General features: G+C 59.1%; 14 protein-coding genes. 5 read left to right on the plus strand and 9 right to left on the minus strand.

Annotated features, from left to right (window positions below):
* Window positions 1-2: 2 nt before the first annotated feature.
* Genes CW267_RS14510 through CW267_RS14540 form a run of 7 tightly spaced genes read right to left on the minus strand, consistent with a single transcriptional unit; the run spans window position 3 to window position 11,386 of the window.
* Window positions 3-2,201, minus strand: a complete 2,199-nt coding sequence (locus tag CW267_RS14510; RefSeq protein WP_044612813.1) for a glycoside hydrolase family 2 protein — start codon at window positions 2,199-2,201, stop codon at window positions 3-5.
* Window positions 2,191-4,884 (minus strand): response regulator, encoded by a 2,694-nt coding sequence (locus CW267_RS14515; RefSeq protein WP_100781371.1) that lies wholly within the window; start codon window positions 4,882-4,884, stop codon window positions 2,191-2,193. Before CW267_RS14515 ends, CW267_RS14510 begins: the two co-directional genes overlap by 11 nt.
* A 2-nt stretch (window positions 4,885-4,886) precedes the next feature.
* The gene (locus tag CW267_RS14520) at window positions 4,887-5,321 is read right to left on the minus strand and encodes a globin (RefSeq protein ID WP_008805208.1); all 435 of its coding nucleotides are present in this window, start codon (window positions 5,319-5,321) and stop codon (window positions 4,887-4,889) included.
* Window positions 5,318-6,712, minus strand: coding sequence for a DUF3131 domain-containing protein (locus CW267_RS14525; RefSeq protein WP_008805207.1), 1,395 nt, complete (start codon window positions 6,710-6,712; stop codon window positions 5,318-5,320). The genes CW267_RS14520 and CW267_RS14525 overlap by 4 nt, the downstream gene beginning before the upstream one ends.
* On the minus strand, window positions 6,697-8,244 hold the full coding sequence (locus tag CW267_RS14530) for a DUF3131 domain-containing protein (RefSeq protein ID WP_100781372.1): 1,548 nt from the start codon (window positions 8,242-8,244) through the stop codon (window positions 6,697-6,699). Before CW267_RS14530 ends, CW267_RS14525 begins: the two co-directional genes overlap by 16 nt.
* Window positions 8,241-9,572, minus strand: a complete 1,332-nt coding sequence (locus CW267_RS14535; protein WP_032700987.1) for a DUF3131 domain-containing protein — start codon at window positions 9,570-9,572, stop codon at window positions 8,241-8,243. The genes CW267_RS14530 and CW267_RS14535 overlap by 4 nt, the downstream gene beginning before the upstream one ends.
* Window positions 9,569-11,386, minus strand: coding sequence for a glycosyltransferase (locus CW267_RS14540; protein WP_004179513.1), 1,818 nt, complete (start codon window positions 11,384-11,386; stop codon window positions 9,569-9,571). Before CW267_RS14540 ends, CW267_RS14535 begins: the two co-directional genes overlap by 4 nt.
* 276 nt (window positions 11,387-11,662) lie before the next feature.
* On the opposite strand from CW267_RS14540, the gene opgC reads away from it, so the two are divergent.
* The 5 genes from opgC to CW267_RS14565 are packed head-to-tail and all read left to right on the plus strand — an operon-like array spanning window position 11,663 to window position 15,804.
* The gene (gene opgC, locus CW267_RS14545; protein ID WP_012541994.1) at window positions 11,663-12,880 is read left to right on the plus strand and encodes an OpgC domain-containing protein; all 1,218 of its coding nucleotides are present in this window, start codon (window positions 11,663-11,665) and stop codon (window positions 12,878-12,880) included.
* A gap of 10 nt (window positions 12,881-12,890) precedes the next feature.
* Complete coding sequence (locus CW267_RS14550) at window positions 12,891-13,790, plus strand: hypothetical protein (protein WP_023297472.1); 900 nt, start codon at window positions 12,891-12,893, stop codon at window positions 13,788-13,790.
* An 8-nt stretch (window positions 13,791-13,798) separates the two neighbouring features.
* Window positions 13,799-15,013 carry a PP2C family protein-serine/threonine phosphatase gene (locus CW267_RS14555; RefSeq protein ID WP_080783323.1) on the plus strand — a complete coding sequence of 405 codons (1,215 nt, stop codon included), beginning with the start codon at window positions 13,799-13,801 and terminating at the stop codon, window positions 15,011-15,013.
* Window positions 15,003-15,341: an STAS domain-containing protein gene (locus CW267_RS14560; protein WP_012541991.1), complete on the plus strand. Its 339-nt coding sequence runs from the start codon at window positions 15,003-15,005 to the stop codon at window positions 15,339-15,341. The genes CW267_RS14555 and CW267_RS14560 overlap by 11 nt, the downstream gene beginning before the upstream one ends.
* A complete protein-coding gene (locus CW267_RS14565) occupies window positions 15,334-15,804 on the plus strand; it encodes an ATP-binding protein (RefSeq protein ID WP_100781373.1) in 471 nt (156 codons plus the stop codon). The genes CW267_RS14560 and CW267_RS14565 overlap by 8 nt, the downstream gene beginning before the upstream one ends.
* 53 nt (window positions 15,805-15,857) lie before the next feature.
* Here the strand turns inward: CW267_RS14565 and CW267_RS14570 are convergent, their stop codons facing one another.
* Window positions 15,858-16,046, minus strand: coding sequence for a hypothetical protein (locus tag CW267_RS14570; RefSeq protein WP_008805199.1), 189 nt, complete (start codon window positions 16,044-16,046; stop codon window positions 15,858-15,860).
* A gap of 302 nt (window positions 16,047-16,348) precedes the next feature.
* Entirely contained in the window at window positions 16,349-17,263 is a 915-nt protein-coding gene (locus CW267_RS14575; protein WP_032735381.1) for a LysR family transcriptional regulator, read from the minus strand.
* Between the last annotated feature and the right edge of the window lie 20 nt (window positions 17,264-17,283).

Genomic DNA, 17,283 nt, shown 5'->3' on the forward strand with positions numbered 1-17,283 from the left:
CTTCATCTCCCCGCCTGCGCCGCGGCGACGGGCTCGGTATGCTGGTTAGCACCCACGTGTTTGCCGCGACGGTTGTCAATGCGGTAGACGATCGTCACGGGCTGCGGGCCGGCGGGGGTGACGGTCAACTCCCTGACCATTTGGCCAGCGTCGGGCGGCAGGGTCAGCGAGGTTTCTCCCTGAGCGAGCATCTGGCCATTTTGCCTGACCTGCCAGGTCAGGCGGCAATTCTCGCAGGCTGCCCAGGTATCGTTAATCGCCCACAGGCGCACCGTCGCCGGGCTTCCCTGACGCCAGCTGGCGGTCACCGGCTCGATGGACGGCAGGATCGGCTGATAGGCGCGCTGCAGGGCATAGTAACCGGCCTTCGGCTGGCGCAGATAATCCACCACCCCCCAGTTGATGGAGGGCCATGTCTCGACAAACATAAAGTGGAACAGGGCGGTCACCGGCTGATAACGCTGGCGGCGATAGCTCTCCGCCGCCAGCGCCACCAGTCTGGCCTGATATGCCTGGGTGTTTTCAATCATCTCCTGAATATTGTTGCCTCGTGGAATACCGGCAAATTTAAAGGTCTGGAAAGGCTGAAAATTATGGTACTTCCATCGCACCCAGCCGGGGTCGTCGGCAGCGGTGGTTTTCGGCCACAGCAGACGGGCCGGGATAATGGTCTTCAGGGTGGAGAGGCGGGGCAGCGCCTGGGCGCCAAACTCGGTAATAATCCCGGTTTTCGCCGGGGCGAGCAGGTCGCGCAGGGTGCCGAAATACCACCCCGCCCAGTAGTGCTCTTCGACAGCGGAAAAGCGATGCACGATGCGGGAGGTATCTTCCGCCAGCGCATCGCCCACCCGCTGCGTCAGGGTCTGATTTAAGGTTTTACGCCAGTCGGGGAAGCGTTTTTCCATCCACGGCGAGTTCCACGGCGGCTCGTTGTGGCCGCCCCAGACAATAATCGCCGGTGAATTGCCGAACTGGTCCATCATCGCCCGGGTCTGGCGCACAGCGTTCTCGGCGAAGGCGGCGCTGTCATCGTAACCCCATTGCAGGGGGACATCCTGCCAGATCATCAGTCCCATCTCATCGGCCACCTCATACAGCGCGCGCCCCGCCACGTGGCCGTGAACGCGGATGGCGTTGGCGTTCATCGCCGTGACAAGCCTGAAATCCCGACGGTACTTTTTCCGCGTCATGGTGCTTAGCCATGGGGAGCCAATATAGTTGCTGCCCTTAATGAACAGCCGTCTGTCGTTGATGCGCCAGCCCTGATTATCCGCCAGCGCTTCCACCTTACGTAATCCGGTGCGGGTGACGGCGGTATCCATCATCCCCCGGTTATCCGTTAGGGTGGCGCGCACCCGGTAGAGGTTCGGCTTGCCTGCGCCCACGGGCCACCAGAGCTTCGCGGACGGCATGGGCAGCGAGACGTGCAGGACGCCTGCGGTTTTCTCCAGAGTGACCGCGAAGGCCTGGTGAAAACGTGGGCCGGAAAAATTGTCCGGGGTAGCCGTCAGGCGTAGCGTGACGGGGCCGGGCGTCACAGCCCGATAGCGGATTTCGGCACGCAGCATGGGCTGCTCCAGCCCCTGTTGCCAGTCCGGGCGCAGGATCACCTCGTCGATGGTGACGCCGCGGCTCAGATGGAGCTTCACTGGCGCCCAGATCCCCCCGGAGTTGGCATCCTGCCCCTGAACCGACCAGGCGCCGCCCGGGCGGGTGTCGTGCTGATTCAGGATCCCTTTCATCAGCGTTTTGTGCAGCGGCCAGATCTTTTGCGGGTCTTCATAGGGGCTGTCGACCCGCACGGCGAGCTGATTATGGCGGCGTACGGCCCCGCTGATGTCCACCGGGAAGCGCTGAAAATAGCCCTCGTGTCGGGCCAGCGTCTTGCCGTTGAGCGCCACCTCGGCAAAGTAATCGACGCCGTCAAACACCAGGGTAGCCATGGCATCCGGCGACAGGCCATGCAGGGTAAACTGATGGCGATACCACAGGGCGCCCTGATGATCGTATCCAGCGCTGTACCAGTTTGCCGGTACTCGCAGCGTGCGCCAGTCGCCATCCGAAGCCTGCGCGCCGTCGAAGGCGCTGTCGTTGGCGTCATGCACCCGCCATTGCCCGGCCAGGGACCAGGTCACCGGCGCAGAACCGGCATGCGCCAGCGGCAGGCAAACCATCAGCAGCAGAAGGCGTTTAACGATCACGGAGGACCTCCTGCGATCTGCGATGTAGCCACCGGTGGCAGCCTGTGGTTGCCTCGGCCAGCGCGTCGCGCAGGTCATCTGGCACGGTCTGGCCGGGCGACGTCGCCCGGCTCTCCATTTGCTGGAGCACCCCGGCAAGGCGTTGAAAGCCGAGGGTGACCGCCTCGCCACGCAGTTTGTGGGCGATACGGCGCCACGTCTCCCTGTCATTAGTATCAATGGCGTGGGTGAGGGCGATGATCGCAGCATCAAGCCCTTCAGCGAAGAGTCCCAGCAGCTCCTCGACCAGCTCAGGATCGTCTGCGCACTGTTTTAGCAGGTGGGCCTCGTCCGGCAGGCCTTTCTCTTCCTCCAAACCGCTATCTTCCGCTGCGCCGACGCGGGCGATGGCTTCCCGTAGCGCCTCAAGACTCACTGGTTTGGCGATATAGCCGTCGAAGCCCATCGCCAGACAGCGCTCTCTATCGCCCTGCATGGCATGGGCGGTCATGGCCATCGCGGGCTGATGTTGCCTGCCCAGCGCCGGCGTCTCTTCGCGCAGCAGGCGGATGGCGGTTTCACCGTCCATCTCCGGCATTTGCAGATCGATCAGCAGTAAATCCCAGCAGGCTGCGCGCCAGCGCTCCAGCGCCTCCCGGCCGTTGCTCACCACCTCGCAGCGGTGACCCAACTGCTCCAGCAGCCGTCTGGCGACCTTTTGATTAACCAGGTTGTCCTCAGCCAGCAGGATATGCAGCCCGGTCTGGTCCCTGACCGGTTCCGCAACGGGGGCTGGCGCTGTCGCCACCACCGGCGTGGGAAGGAGAATACCGGCGATAACCTGATGCAGTTCGCGCTGCGCCACCGGTTTATGCAGATAGTGGGCGATACCGATGCGCTTAAGCATATTGGCGTCAAAATGGCGGCTCATGGAGCTGAGCATAATGATCTGGCTCTGCCGGGCCTCGGGCAGGGCGGAGAGCTCCAGCGCCAGGGATACGCCGTCCATATCCGGCATCTGCGCGTCGAGCAGGATCAGCGGCCAGGGCGGCCCTTCGGCGGCCCGGCGTAGCGCCTCGCCGGCGTTGTCCACGCAGCTTGGCATCAGCCCCATCTGGCGAAGCATGGTGTCGAGCAGGCGCAGGTTGGTGCTGTTGTCGTCAACCACCAGCACCCGCTGGTTGTTGAAGCGGCTCAGCGGAGCGCTACCGGAGGCCGCGGCGTGCAGGCCTTCCAGCGGCAGGGTGAAGGCAAATTCGCTGCCCGCCCCGGGCTGGCTCTCCACCATCAGCTCGCCGCCCATCAGGCTGACCAGGCGGGCCGAAATGGTTAACCCCAGCCCGGTGCCGCCGTAGCGGCGGGTGGTAGAGCTATCGGCCTGGCTGAAGGCCTCGAAGATCGCCTTTTGCTTCTCCGGGGCGATGCCGATGCCGGTATCGCGTATGCGAAAGCGCCAGCGGCTTTCGTCGTCGGCCGGCGCAATCGCCAGCAGAACCTCCCCCTGATGTGTGAACTTCAGCGCATTACCCAACAGGTTAGTCAGGATTTGCCGCAGCCGGGGGCCATCGACGATCAGCACCTCCGGTACCGCAGGTGAGATGTCCACCAGCAGCTCAATGCCCTTTTCGCTGGCGGCAGGCATATGCGGGCGGATCAGCGACTGGATAAAGGGGCGGATCTCCAGCGGCTCTTCGTCCACCTGCATCTTGCCCGACTCAATGCGTGAGAAATCAAGAATGTCGTTAATAATGTGCAGCAGCGACTGGGCTGAGCTCATCACCAGCGAAAGGTACTCCCGCTGCTCCGCGGTCAGCGGCGTATCGAGGCAGAGCTGCGTCATGCCGAGAATGCCGTTCATCGGGGTGCGGATTTCGTGGCTCATATTGGCGAGGAAGGCGCTTTTCGCTTCGTTCGCCTCGCGGGCCTCCTTCGCCGCCTCAATGGCCAGCAGCTCTGCGGCTTTGCGCCGGGTAATATCCTGCAAGGTGCCGATCACCCGCTCTGCCTGCTGCTGCATGTTGAGGGTGACGATCTGCCCTGAGAGCAGCATCCAGCGCCAGCCCTGCGTCGGGTGCTGGACACGAAGTTCACATTCAAAAACCGGCATATGCTCTTTTTGCGAGGCGATCATCGCCTGTTGCAGGGTAGTGCGATCGTCCTCGTGGACCAGATTGAGCATAAAACGCAGCGGATAGCGCCACTGTGCCCGCGACTGGCCGACCATCGCCAGCAGGGTGTCATTCACCTGCAGGTTGTCGTGGGAGACCTGCCAGTCCCAGATACCGATCTGGATCGACTCCGCGGTGAATAAAAAGTCGTCATGAAGCTGGTGACGCGAGCGCCGGGCCTCGTCAAGCTCGGTGATGTCGGTATGCAGGCTGACAATCCCGCCATCCGCCAGCCGCTGATGCTGAATGTAAATCCGGCGGTTGCCCGACTGGCGTACCTCGCAGTGGTTCGTCTGGCGGCAGTTGCGGATAATCGCCTCGCGCAGCGTCTGTTGCCGGCCTGGGTCGATGTTATATCCGGCATCGATAAACTTCTCGGCCAGGCTCTCAAGAGTGGCGCCGACGGCGAGCCAGGGTGCGATCGTTGGATAAAACAGCGCCACCTTATCATTCCAGGCCTGCAGCCGTTCGCGATCATCGTAGATCATCACCGCTGAGGGCAGGAGGTTGAGGTCGGTACGGTTAGCGGCATGCATGATTACTGGCCAACAGTTTGATAGTGGAGCTCCGCCTGGCGGCGCAGATACTCAAGACCAGGGGCGATCGCCATTGCCCATGCAGTGAGGATCTCTTCATCGCACAGTGGATCGCTGGCGCGGACGGTTTTGAGCATCGCTTCCCGCCAGAGGGCAAAAAACCGCGGCGGTAGACGCAGGCCTTCCTCGCTCTGCTCGCGTGCCAGCCGTTCCAGAAAATCGGGTACGAAGAGGTCGCCGTTGACCGCCAGCATGGCGAAAAAGCTTTTAAAGATCATCTGCTGGCCTTCCTCGCCGGAGCGTTGGGAGAAGTGCTGCTCGGTTTCCGGTGACATATGGATAAAGGTGCTGTAGAAGGCCTGGAAGAAGCGCTGTTTGTCGTGCTCCGGTACGACACGATTCAGACTGGCTTCAAAAAGATCGCGATAAAACTTCATGGTGCGCTCCTAATGACCCGTTCGCCCGGCAGGCAGCGGCGGGGCGGGTTAAATTCGTCCGTCGCGCGGTGGGCAAAGTAGCTGTTGTCATCCGCGAGGCCGTTTTTGAACAACGGCCCGGCGTTGTGTTTGTAAAACAGCGCCTCCAGCACCATAGCGTTAGTGGAGAGGGTGAGGGTGGCGTTGACGTCGCCGGTGGCCTCGACCCGTCCTTCAAACCAGCCGCGCTGCGAGTCGTTAAGATGGGTAGTGACCGCCATCAGCGCATCGGTATACTCGGTTTCCCACAGCGTCCACAAGACAAAGACCGCTTTGGTGGTCACCTGCGCCAGCCGGGGGTAGTACTTCCCGTCGTCCCCGAGCGTATTCCAGGCGTAGCCATTCCCCCAGACGGTGTCTTCCACGTGCCAGGGCGCCTGGGTAAGCGAAAAATCGGCCCGGGCGGTTAGCACTTTATCCTGTGTCCAGCGCGTTTTCTGGCTGAGCCATATCCCTTCCGCCCGTTCGCGCATGGCTTTTTGTACCTCTTCCGGCACGCCGGGCGGCTGCCAGCCGAACTCCAGTCCCGGTAGCATGGCGGGCAGAGTGGAGAGCACCACGGGTTGCCAGGTGGTTCGCGGGTCGCGGTCGTCAACGGCGAGGCGACGCTGATACATAATCACATTCCGCGCCGGGGGAGAGAAGGCCTTGCCGGCCGGGAATCCCCACAGGCGAAACGCGCTGGCGGCGTATTCACTGTCTCCCAGCCGAAGCTCCTCGCGGATCGTCCGCTGGCCGTTCTGCAGTGAGGCGGACCACAGCTCTCCGTCTTTATCGATCACCGGACAGAAGTTCCAGCGCAGGATAATTTTATCAATGTACTCGCCGTACTGCGGCGCGCGTTCGGCGGTGAGCCGCAGGGCGAGCATGAGTCGGGCCATATCTTTTGCTGACCAGCCGCTGGCCGCCGGTTTGCCGCTGAAGTCGACAGGGGTCGCCGTCTGAGTGGAGTATAGCCTGCCCGGAGAACCGCCGTCGGTCAGCGTCAGGCGATTGAGGGTGCCGAGCAGGGGCGTCAGGCGGGCGTCGAATTCCGCTTCCTTTACCAACCCCAGCTCTCTGGCGGCGAGCAGGGCGATAAGGGTGTCGCCCATCTGCCACAGCGTCGCGCGCGGCTGTTTGTCGCTGCCGTTGACCAGGCCGGTTTGCGGCTGGGTATTGTTCTCGACGTACCGCCAGGCGATCTGCGCCCACGTCCGCTCCTGCGGCGTCAGGCTGCTGATACGGGCGGTGGTGTGCCAGCCGCCTTTGGTCAGCCAGCGCCACCCCGCGCCTTCGCGACTGAACAGCGCCAGGGCGATAAGCAGCAGGAGGATGGCGACGGTCAGCCAGCGAGCTAGGGTTTTAAGCATTGCGCGGTCACCGGCGGAAGTTTAACGGGCTCGTCAGCCTTGCAGGCGGCGCACTGGCAGGCCTGGCAGGCGGGTTGGGTGCGCTGCGTGGTTCCGGTCTGTTCGCACCATGTCTTGACGGCAGGGGTATTGCTCAGGAAGGGGCGGTTGCGCGGGCCGTTATTGGGCTCAAAGAGATCCACCAGCTTTTTGTCCCACAGCGACGGCGCGAAATCGCGGTTTTTCGGATTGTCGCTGGAAAACTGCAGCAGTTTGCCTTCTTTTTTAAACAGCAGCGCTTCCAGCATGATGCCGTTATTGTTGGCGGTGAACTCATTGATTGGCCCGTCGCCGTTTTCATACAGTCCCTCGTAATAGCCTTTTCCCGCTTCGTTCGCATTTTCAATGGCGTCCAGCAAACGATCGGTATAGGGCGAGTTCCACAGCACCCACATCCCCATCGCCGCTTTGAGCGACACCGCGGCGCTGTTCGGTACGAACTGGCCTTTGTCGGTTATGGTGTTCCAGTTAAAACCGTCGCTGAACACGGTGTCATAGACAAAGTACGGGGATTTATCGAGCTGATGCTCGGAGCGAGCGGTGAGGATCCCAGTGATGGCGTAGCGATTCTCCTGGGCCTGGTAGACCCGGTCGGCAAAGTTTTTCATCCATGGATGGGAGTACTCGCGCGGGCTATCGTTCCGGTCAGCAGGATTATCAAAGCCAAACTCCATGCCATACAGCACGTAAGATTCACTGACCACATAGTTATGCTGGCTGGTTTGCCGCGGGTCGCGAGAATCATAGGGGACCATCACGCAGTAAATTTCCGCCAGCTCATAAGGCTGGGGCCGGCTGGCCTGACAGGTATTAAATCCCCACAGTTGAAAGCCCGCCGCGCCGTACTCCTCGTAGCCGAGGCGTCCTTCCTGAACGTATTTGGGCTGGCCGTTTTCCAGATAAGCCCCATACAGCGTGCCGCAGGGGTCGACCACATGGCTGAAATCCCACCCCAGCACCACGTTATCGATGCTGTTGCTGTATTCCGGATAGCGCTCCTTGATCACCTTCAGCCAGACCAGCATTCTGCCGATATCCAGCGCCGAATAGCCGATTTCACCCGGTTTATTCTGGTAGTTCACCTTTTGTCCGCTCACGGTGTTATAGGCTTTGTTAGGTAATTCGTTACGGAATAAATCGAGCTTATTCAGCGTGGCGAGAAACTTCAGCATCCGACGGTCGAACTCCGCCTTGTCAATAATTCCCAGCTCACGGGCCGCGGTTATGGCGGCCAGATAGGAGGCGCTGTCCCACATGGTGGTCGAGGGGTATTTGTTTACCGCATTGACCAGCCCGGTGGTGGGCTGAAAGTTGGCGACGAAATATTGCCAGGCATTTCTGGCGATAGTCATCTCCCTCGGCGTCAGCTCCCCGCTACGCGGGGCGTATTCCGCAGCCGGCAGACCGGTCGCGGCCTGCGCGCCGGAGAGTGAGAGCCACAGCGCTATGAGTCCGGCCAGCAGGGGAAAACGGGAAAAATAGGTCAGCTTCATGGCGTTGCTCCTGCTGAGGACGAGGGTAGAGGGGCAGGGCTCAGGCAGGCCAGACACAGCATCTGCCCCCGGGAAATGTAGGCCAGGCTTTCCAGCACGATCGCGTTGGTATCGCCGTCAACAACGTCGTTGACGCTGCGGTTGAGATTTAACCCACGCTGCCAGCCCTTGCCCGGGACCTGCAGCGTCTGGACCTGCTGGCGCAGCGCTTCGCTCCAGCTATTGCGGAACAGGGCGTACCAGGCAAAGGCGGTGCGGGTAGAGGTGATCGCCGTTTGCTCCGGGGTGGCACTGCGCGGGGCGAAGGCGCTCTGCGGCTGCCGGTCCGCCAGCGCGCTGGCATAATCCGGCGCGGGCTCGGCGTAGTCGGTGCTGATCGGCGGCTTGCTGACCCTCAGGCTATGACGGCGCTGCTGGATTTGCATGATGCGCCAAGCGATCTCCGCACTCTGCGCGTCAAAGCCCAGCTCAAGCCCGGTGAGCAGGTACGGCAGGCTGATCAGCGAAGGTTGCCGCCCCCACGGCGTGCGCAGCCCCTCGTCGGGCACCATGATGCCGTCGATGTCGATCATCTGCTGCCCCTGCGGCGGGTTGGTCACCGCCAGCCCCGCGGCGCTGTCGATCAGCCGCAGCGTATGGCTGGCATACAGCCGGTAGCCAAAGCTGTCCCGCGGTTCATCCGCCGCCAGCGCCCAGTGGTGCAGCGGCGCCGCGGCCTGGCTGGCGGGGCTGTTGCTGATGAGCGCGCCGACCCGCCACTGATTAAACAGATCCCGCACCGCGGCGGCGTGCTGAGGATAGCGCCAGAGCAGCGTTTGCAGGGCGGTGAGCAGGCGTCCCATACCGATGGCGGAGGAGTCCGGGTTGCCGAGGATCTGCAACGTGTCGGCATGGTACTGAGCGGCGGGCAATCCCTGGGCGTTGAGGGGCAGTTGACCGAGCGTAAACAGGGCGGCGGCAATGCGCTCATCGCCTTCGGCGGCGGTCACAATATGCAGCTGCTCTGCGGCGACCACGGCGAAAAGATAGCTGCCGACGCTCCACAGGCTAAGCCAGGGTTCGTCATCGTGCGCATTGGCCAGACCGTTTGGCTGAGTATTATTCACATAATACTGCCAGGCCACTCGCGCCCAGATCGCCTCGTCAAAGGTCAGCTCGCGCGGGGCAGGGAGCGGCGGAAAATCCTGGCTCAACGTCATCCCACCGCTGCTCTCGACGCGCGCAGGCATTTGTTTTTCCACCCATACGACAATCGCAAAACCCAGCAGGAAGCCAATGAGGATGGTGAGATAGCTGCGGGCGGAGAGCAGGGCGTCGCGGATCCTCATCGGCTCGCCTCCTGCTCTTCGGGGGGCGTCCACATGGCGGCGAAAATCAACGGCAGCATGGCGGCAATATTCACCGCGCCCCAGAAAATGTTGATGACGTACCCGGAGGGGTCGTCAACCTCACCGCGCGCCACCTGAATGCCGCCCCATATCAGCCCTGTCAGGGTGAGCAAAACGATGGCAATTTGCGGCTTGACGAGATAGAGAAAACGGCCCGTCTGTCGCTCTTTCGGCGTAACGTGAAATTTGATCTGCTCCCCGCGCAAAACGGTGTCCAGCGCCCGCAGATTCATCGAGAAAAAGGAGAGGTAAGAGGCCCGGCCGTCCCAGGCAGAAATGCCCCAGGTGCCGAACATAAAGGCCAGTTCGGAGACAATAAAAAAGGGTAAAAAGTGCAGATAGAAAGGGGTAGACCACGCCGACACTGGGGGAATGCCGGTGAAGAGATAGATAACAGGCGAGATCAGGAACACGGTGTTCCACACGCAGGCCAGATAGGACCAGAAGGTGGTCGCGTACATCAGCGTTTGCGGCAGCGAGAGTTTAAAGCGGCGTCGGCTGAAGATGTTGTCATGGAACAGGATATCCAGCGATCCGGCGGCATACTTAAAGCGCTGGATCATCCACGTCAGCATATCCTGCGGAGAGAGCATTTTGGACTCGATCCGCGGGTGCATTACTGAGCGCCAGCGGCGAGCAGCGTCGCCGTGCAGCAGGATGGAGGTATAAATATCTTCTGAGACGTGGAACTTATAGGGCGTCAGTTCAGTATCAAAGGCCACGTGGGGGCGCATGGCGTCCTGCAGCGCTTCCCGCGTTACCGGGTCGCGAATATCCCGCGTATGACGGTCGATCTCGGCGTCAACGCTCCAGACGTAGCTGCGCAGTGCCGCCTGCATCACCGCTTCCCGTCGGTGAACGGAGGCGGCACCACAGCAGAACGCGGCGTTAGCCCAGTTACGGCGCCGTAAAATCACGTCGTAAAACATGCGCGGATCGTTGAAAAACGGATCGCGACCGATGGTCACCGGACCGACGATTTTCTGCGCCAGCCAGCCCACCCCGTAGCCTGCGCCGCCAGCTTTACGCCGCAGCCAGCATGCCAGATCCTCCCCCTCAGGGAGATCGAAAAACCACTGCGGGGTCTGCACCCAGGCGACGTCCGGATCGCGAAAGTAGCCGAGCGTGTGGCTCAGCAGGGTTGGGAAAACGCGGGTATCGGCATCACAGATGATCAGAAAGTCGCCATCGGTATGTTCCAGCCCGTTGCGCAGGTTACCGGCTTTATAGCCGATATTACTCTGACGGGTGATGTAGTTCGCCCCCTCCTGCTCGCAGACCGCCTTCATTTCCGGGCGACGCCCGTCGTCAAGGACATGCACCTTATAGTCGAGCGGACCGGGATAGGTCATCTGCATGGCGTCACGGATCGACAGCCTGACCAGTTCCACGTCTTCGGAATAGGTGGCGATAAACAGATCGACTTTAATCGGCCTCGACTCCACCGCTTCATCCGCTCGCAGACAGTCGTTGATCTCCGTCGGGGGGACGCCTGGCGGAGGATCTTTTTCCTGCCATAAATTAATGGTGAACAGAACTGTGCCAATCCACGCCAGGGTTTCCGCCAGCACCAGAGGGATTGCATACCACAGTGCATCAGTGTTTAAGGACGCGGTCCAGCGCCAGTAAATATAATTGGCACCAAGAACCAGGGCGGCCACAGCGAATACCTGCCAGATCATTCTTACCCAGCTCGGAGTGCTGAGCGGCTCAGGCGGTCGACGATGTTCAAAACGGGAAAAATAAAAATCCATAGCAAGGATATCCTGATTCCGCGCTGAGTTTGAGTGACAGGTCTGTTATCGACCTGGTGCATTCAGCAGGACGCATTATGGCAGGTAAATAACAGTAAAATGAGTGTAGATGGCGGCGTAAAAATTTCAACAGCGTGAATTGAGAAGTGCCTGGATAGCTTAACATAGTGTGATGCATGCAGGGGGAATTTATAAAAAGGGCATTGCAAGATAGCGCATTCTACACTATCTAAATAATTTGTAATAAATGTTGCAGGGTAGACGACAGGATCCTCCATGAGCCAGGTTGCCTCAGCGATTTCGCAAAAAGAAACTGATAAATCAATAGCCTGGCGTTATTCTCTGGCGGGTGAACGCGACCTGCGTATCGACTTTATGCGCGGCATTGCTCTCGTTATGATGGTGGTGGCGCATACGGAAGTGATGTCGATATTTAATATTTTCAGCTGGGAGCGTTTTGGTTTGACCACTGGCGCCGAGGGTTTTGTGATCCTGTCGGGCTTTATGTTAGGGATGCTAAATCGTGTCAGATTACAAAAAGCTGTATTACTGACGGTGGGCTGGGGACTTTATCTGCGCGCATGGAAAATATATCAGGTTAATATTATTATTATTGTCTCTTTTCTTTTGCTGAGATATTTTCCGTTTATTAATGCCTTTGAAGTCACTCACTTTACCGATCGTTTTTCCGGGACCAGCTGGTCGCTCTATCCACTCACCCCGCAAATAAAAGAGACGTGGTTTAACATTATCCTCTATCTGCAGATTGGCCCACACCAAACGCAGATCCTCGGTCTCTATATTTTTCTGTTGTTACTCAGCCCGTTGTTTCTGGGAATGCTGCAAAAGGGTCACGTCTACCCCTTACTGGGCGTCTCGCTGCTGATCTACGGCTGCTGGCAACGCTGGCCGGTACGGGTGACGCCCTGCGAATTTGAATTCGCCTTTCCCCTGCTGGCCTGGCAATTTATCTTTGTGCTGGGAATGTGCTGCGGCTGGTACAAAGCGGAACTGATCTCTTTCGCCCGCACGCCACCCGGCAAAGTCGCCGTCGCGGCGCTGGTGTTCATCGCGCTTATCCTTGCGTTTGTCGCCCAGAACCATACCAATCCTTTTATGCCGCCCGCGCTGCTGATGCACGTGATCCCTCCGGCGGAGTTTAACGCCTTTTATCATACCTGGGCGGCGAAAAACGGCCTCGGGCCGGTACGGATCCTCAATGATATCAGTCTGATGGTCACTATTTATCTGTTATTGACCTGGTGTTGGCGTCCCCTGAACTGGCTGGCTGGCTGGTTCCTGATCCCGCTCGGGCAGCGTTCGCTCTACACCTTCATTTTGCATGTTTATATCGTGCTCGCCGTAAGCCAGTTGGTCACCTTCGATCTGTGGCACCAGGCGTGGATAGTGAACACCTTGATCCATGCCGCCGCGCTGGGCGTACTGTGGCTGATGGCCAAATACCGCGTCGCCGCACGCTGGATACCTAACTAAGGAAGGGCAAATGCGGGAGAAGTATATGCTGGCCTGCGCGCTATGGTGCGCCATCGCAGGTGCGGAAGGCGCAGAGAAGAACGACGCACAACCGCTGCGTGATAAAAATGGTGAACCGGTGCAGGCCGGCGTGTTTACCAGCCGCTGGGGACGGCTTTTTTCCGGGAATGACAAGGTGTTTTCGGGAGCGCTGAGCTTTAGTTCGGGTTTAAAAGAGCAGTGGATGACCGTCCCCAACAGCTCAGACAGCGCAGAACAGAAGAAAAAATATAATCAGACGCTGAACCTCAGCCTGCAATACTCGCCTTACAGCTTCTGGTTCGCCAACGTGACATCCCGTTTACCGGTGACTGACACCAGCCGCTATACCGCCGATTTTCGCTATAGTTTTGGCTACGACGACTGGCATGCCAATACCGTCAGCCTGGTTTACAGTAACTATGGCGATAACCACTTCTGGACCTCAGGCAGCAAGCGTCACACCTATTTTGAGCAGGGAGCCATCACTCTGGCATATAAATTTTCCCTGCCGAAGCCCATGGAGAATACGTTGCTGATCAACAAAGGCGACGCCATCATGTGCCAGGTGGGCTACAGTTGGGTGCCGCGTTATTACGATCTGGAGAGTGACGATATACGTAAAAACAAAAACGTACTGCTCGGGGGGTGCGGATATACCTTTAAGCAACATTTCTTTATCCGTGCGACGGCGTTCTGGTACCCCGACAGCAGCCAGCAGCAACCGTGGAATGGCGACTACAGCTACAGCTTCGGTTACGCGGGCTATACGCCAGGATCGTTCTCTGTGCAGTATGCCAACTATGCCGGTACCCGCTATCCGGGGCACGACAGCGGCAGCGGCAAGTTTCGTGAAGGCACGATCAGCCTTATCTGGTTCTTGCCGATTTAGGAGGCGCGATGTCGGCACAGCACGTCCTGATTGTTGAAGATTCGCTGGTTTATCGTCGGCTCTTGAGCCGAATGTTGACGCAGTGGGGCTATATCGTCAGTGAGGCGGAAAACGGCGTCGCCGCGCTGGCGATCCTCGAAAACCAGCCCGTCAGCCTGGTGATTAGCGACTGGGAAATGCCGGAGATGAATGGCCTGACGCTGTGCCGGGAAGTTCGCCGTCGCCAGTTTGGTCACTACGTTTATCTGATATTGCTCACCGCTCGCGAAGATCCGGGCGATTTAACGCAAGGGTTTGCGGCAGGGGCCGATGATTTTCTCAGTAAGCCAGTGGAGCAGAGTGAACTGCGGGCGCGACTGCACGCCGGGGCGCGGATCCTCTCCCTTGAAGCCGACCTCGCCGCGCGCAATACGCGGCTAAGTGAAGCGCTGCGGCAGATTGAACAGGATCTGGAGCTGGCGGCGCGCATTCAGCAGTCGGTTCTCCCGGCTCATCAGCTGTGCTATCAGGGTTTTTTCTCCGACTGGATTTTCCTGCCGTCGGCCTGGGTATCGGGGGATATTTTTAATGTTTTCCCGCTGGGGGAGCATCTCGGATTTTACTGCGTGGATGTCTCCGGGCACGGCGTGGGGGCGGCGATGATGTCGCTTGCCGTCGCCCGCCAGTTTCTACATGGCAGGGCGGTTGAGCGTTTTCTTTTCTCTGCTGATAACCAGCCGGCATCACCTGCCGAGGTAGTGCAGATCCTGAATGGTCGTTTTTGTAGCGACGAGGCAGAGATTGTCAGCTATTTCACCCTGATCTATGGCGTCATCGACCTCACAACCGGTGAGGGGAAACTGTGTCAGGCCGGGCATCCCACGCCGTTTATCGTCACCGTTGATGGAAGTGTGCGCTCGGCCGGTAGCGGTGGGGCGCCGGTGGGGTTGATAAACCATCTCTCATGGGCAGATGTCAGTTTCTCGCTGGCGCCAGGAGAGCGGCTTTGCCTGTTCAGCGACGGTATCACCGAATGTGAAAACCGGAGCGGTGAACAGTTTGGCGAAGCGCGTTTACAAGCGTGGCTGCAGGACAGTGTGACGCAGCCGCTGCCCGCGCTGCTGCCTTGGTTTGCCCGGCACTTGATCCACTGGCGCAATGGCGACGCGCAGGAGACCCAGGCGATGGCCGATGATGTTTCACTCTTGATTATTGAACGTACAGGGGACAGTGATGAAAATTGAAACCGAACGGCAGGCCTCGGTGACGATCCTGACGCCGGCGGTGCGTCGGCTGGATGCTTCCGTCGCAGTAGCCTTTAAATCGGCAATCGCCCAGGAGATAGGCGAAGCGCCCGGCGATCTGATTGTTGATTTCAGCGAAATTGATTTTATCGACAGTAGCGGTCTGGGAACCCTGGTTTCTCTGATGAAGATGATGAACGGGAAAGGGGAGATGACGCTGTGCGCGCTGAATCCTGGCATCCGCAATATGTTCACGCTGACCCGTATGGATCGTATTTTCCGCATTTGCGAGGATCGCACCTCGGCACTTGCGCAGTTAAATGAGTGACGTGCCCGTGAACAACATCATGATGTTTCCTGCCGAACTCACCTCGCTTTCACCGCTGGCGGAGTGGCTTGCCCAGCAAATGGCTTCGCTGCCTGTCGGGGAGGAGTGGCGTTTCGCGCTCGATCTCGCCGCTTGTGAAACGGCAACGAATATTATTCGCTATGCGCTGCATGAGGATCGGGAAAGTCGTTTTGGTGTGGAGTTTAGGGTCGCGGACCGACGGGTGACGCTGCGCTTTACCGACTCGGGGGAAACCTTTCCCGCCGAGCGCCTGGCGCTGGCGCGTGGTAATGAGCATTTCGATGTCGATCCGTTAGCGGAAAGCGGTAGAGGCTTGCGGCTTATTCTGCGTGCGGTGGACTTTTTTGACGTTGAAATGAATGCAGGGAAAAATATTACCACCCTGATAAAAGCGTTGCCTGATCCCGCTGTTAATTATTCAACCGACAAAAACGGCGGTTGAGAAAAAGACGTCATCCGCCTGGCGGATAACAGGCATGCTTTACCCGCGCATACTTATTGTTGTGCCTGCGCAGTAGACTGCGCGCCCAGATGACGAGGGCGGATAGCATCAAATGTCATCATCGCCGATTTGCAGAAAATGCATTTCGCACCAAAGGGATTTTTTTCCGTCACATCAAACTGGGACGTTCTGTACTGGGAGCCATGGCAGCATGGGCATCTAAAATGGATATGTTCAATCATAATGTAAACCTTGTATGGGTAATGTTCTGTTGAAAAGACAAAGGTCGTTTTCAGGAAAATTAACGCGGCTGATTTTTGTTAGTGGTAAGCCGGGTATTGCGTCAGTCGGAGGGCTTTATTAACGAGCCAACAGGGATCTGACAGAGCCTGTTTACAGAAAAAGCAAAATACTAACGGGACTGCTCAAAGGAAGGTGGTATCAGGGATAACGCCTGGAGATGAGAACGCGTACTTAGATAATAACTTTTCGTCTGGTAAATCGACTTAACGATTAACGCACGAGCCGCAAATAATAGCAAATATTATTTTAGCCTTCCGGATGCCTGCTGCGCCAGGGGAGGCTTCATCAGCGCCGTCACCCAGTCGATAAATACCTGTACCCGGGCAGAGAGCTGCCGATTACTGGGATAGAGCAGGGAGAGCGGGAGCGGCGCAGGGCGAAAATCGGCCAGCACTTCCGTTAACGCGCCCGACGCCAGATCGGCCTCAAGGCGGGGCAAGGGGGCCTGATACAGGCCAAAGCCAAGCCTTGCCGCTTCGGCGCCGACGTCGGCATCGGAGGTCAGCAGCCGACAGGGCAAACTGACCTCGCTCTGGCGGCCATCCTGGGTAAAGCTCAGCGGCAAGGTACGTTGCGTGCGCGATGAAACAAACCCGATCATCACGTGGCCCGTCAGTCCTTCAATCGTATGCGGGGTACCGTACCGGACGAGGTAGGCCGGACTGGCGCAGGTGATTTCCTGCAGCCTGGCGAGCGGCCGGCAAATCATCTCGCTGTCGGGGAGATGGCCGCCGCGAATGACGCAGTCGACCCCTTCGCGAACCAGATCGACGTCGCGCTCGCTTTCACCGATCTGCAGCGTCATGGCAGGATAGCGGGCGAGAAACTGTGGCAGCGCGGGCAGCAGCAGGGTTCGCGCCAGATTGCCCGCCACGTCCACGCGGATAATACCGGCAATGCTCCCCCCGGCGCTGCGGTTGGCCTCCTCAAGGGCCGCCAGAATAGCCACGCAGCGCTGATAATACAGCGAGCCCTCCGCCGTCGGTCGTACGTGCCGGGTGGTGCGCTGCAGCAGCCGCGCCCCGAGACTGGCCTCCAGCGCCTTAATGGCCGCGGTCGCCACCGGCCGGGAAAAACCCAGATCCGCGGCGGCGGCGCTGAACGAACCTCGTTCGACGATGCGCACGAACAGGGTCAGGGTATCCAGTTTATCCATGACATTGTTCCAGCTGGCAA

This window comes from Klebsiella sp. X1-16S-Nf21, assembly GCF_002837615.1.
Classification (GTDB): Bacteria; Pseudomonadota; Gammaproteobacteria; order Enterobacterales; family Enterobacteriaceae; genus Klebsiella; species Klebsiella variicola.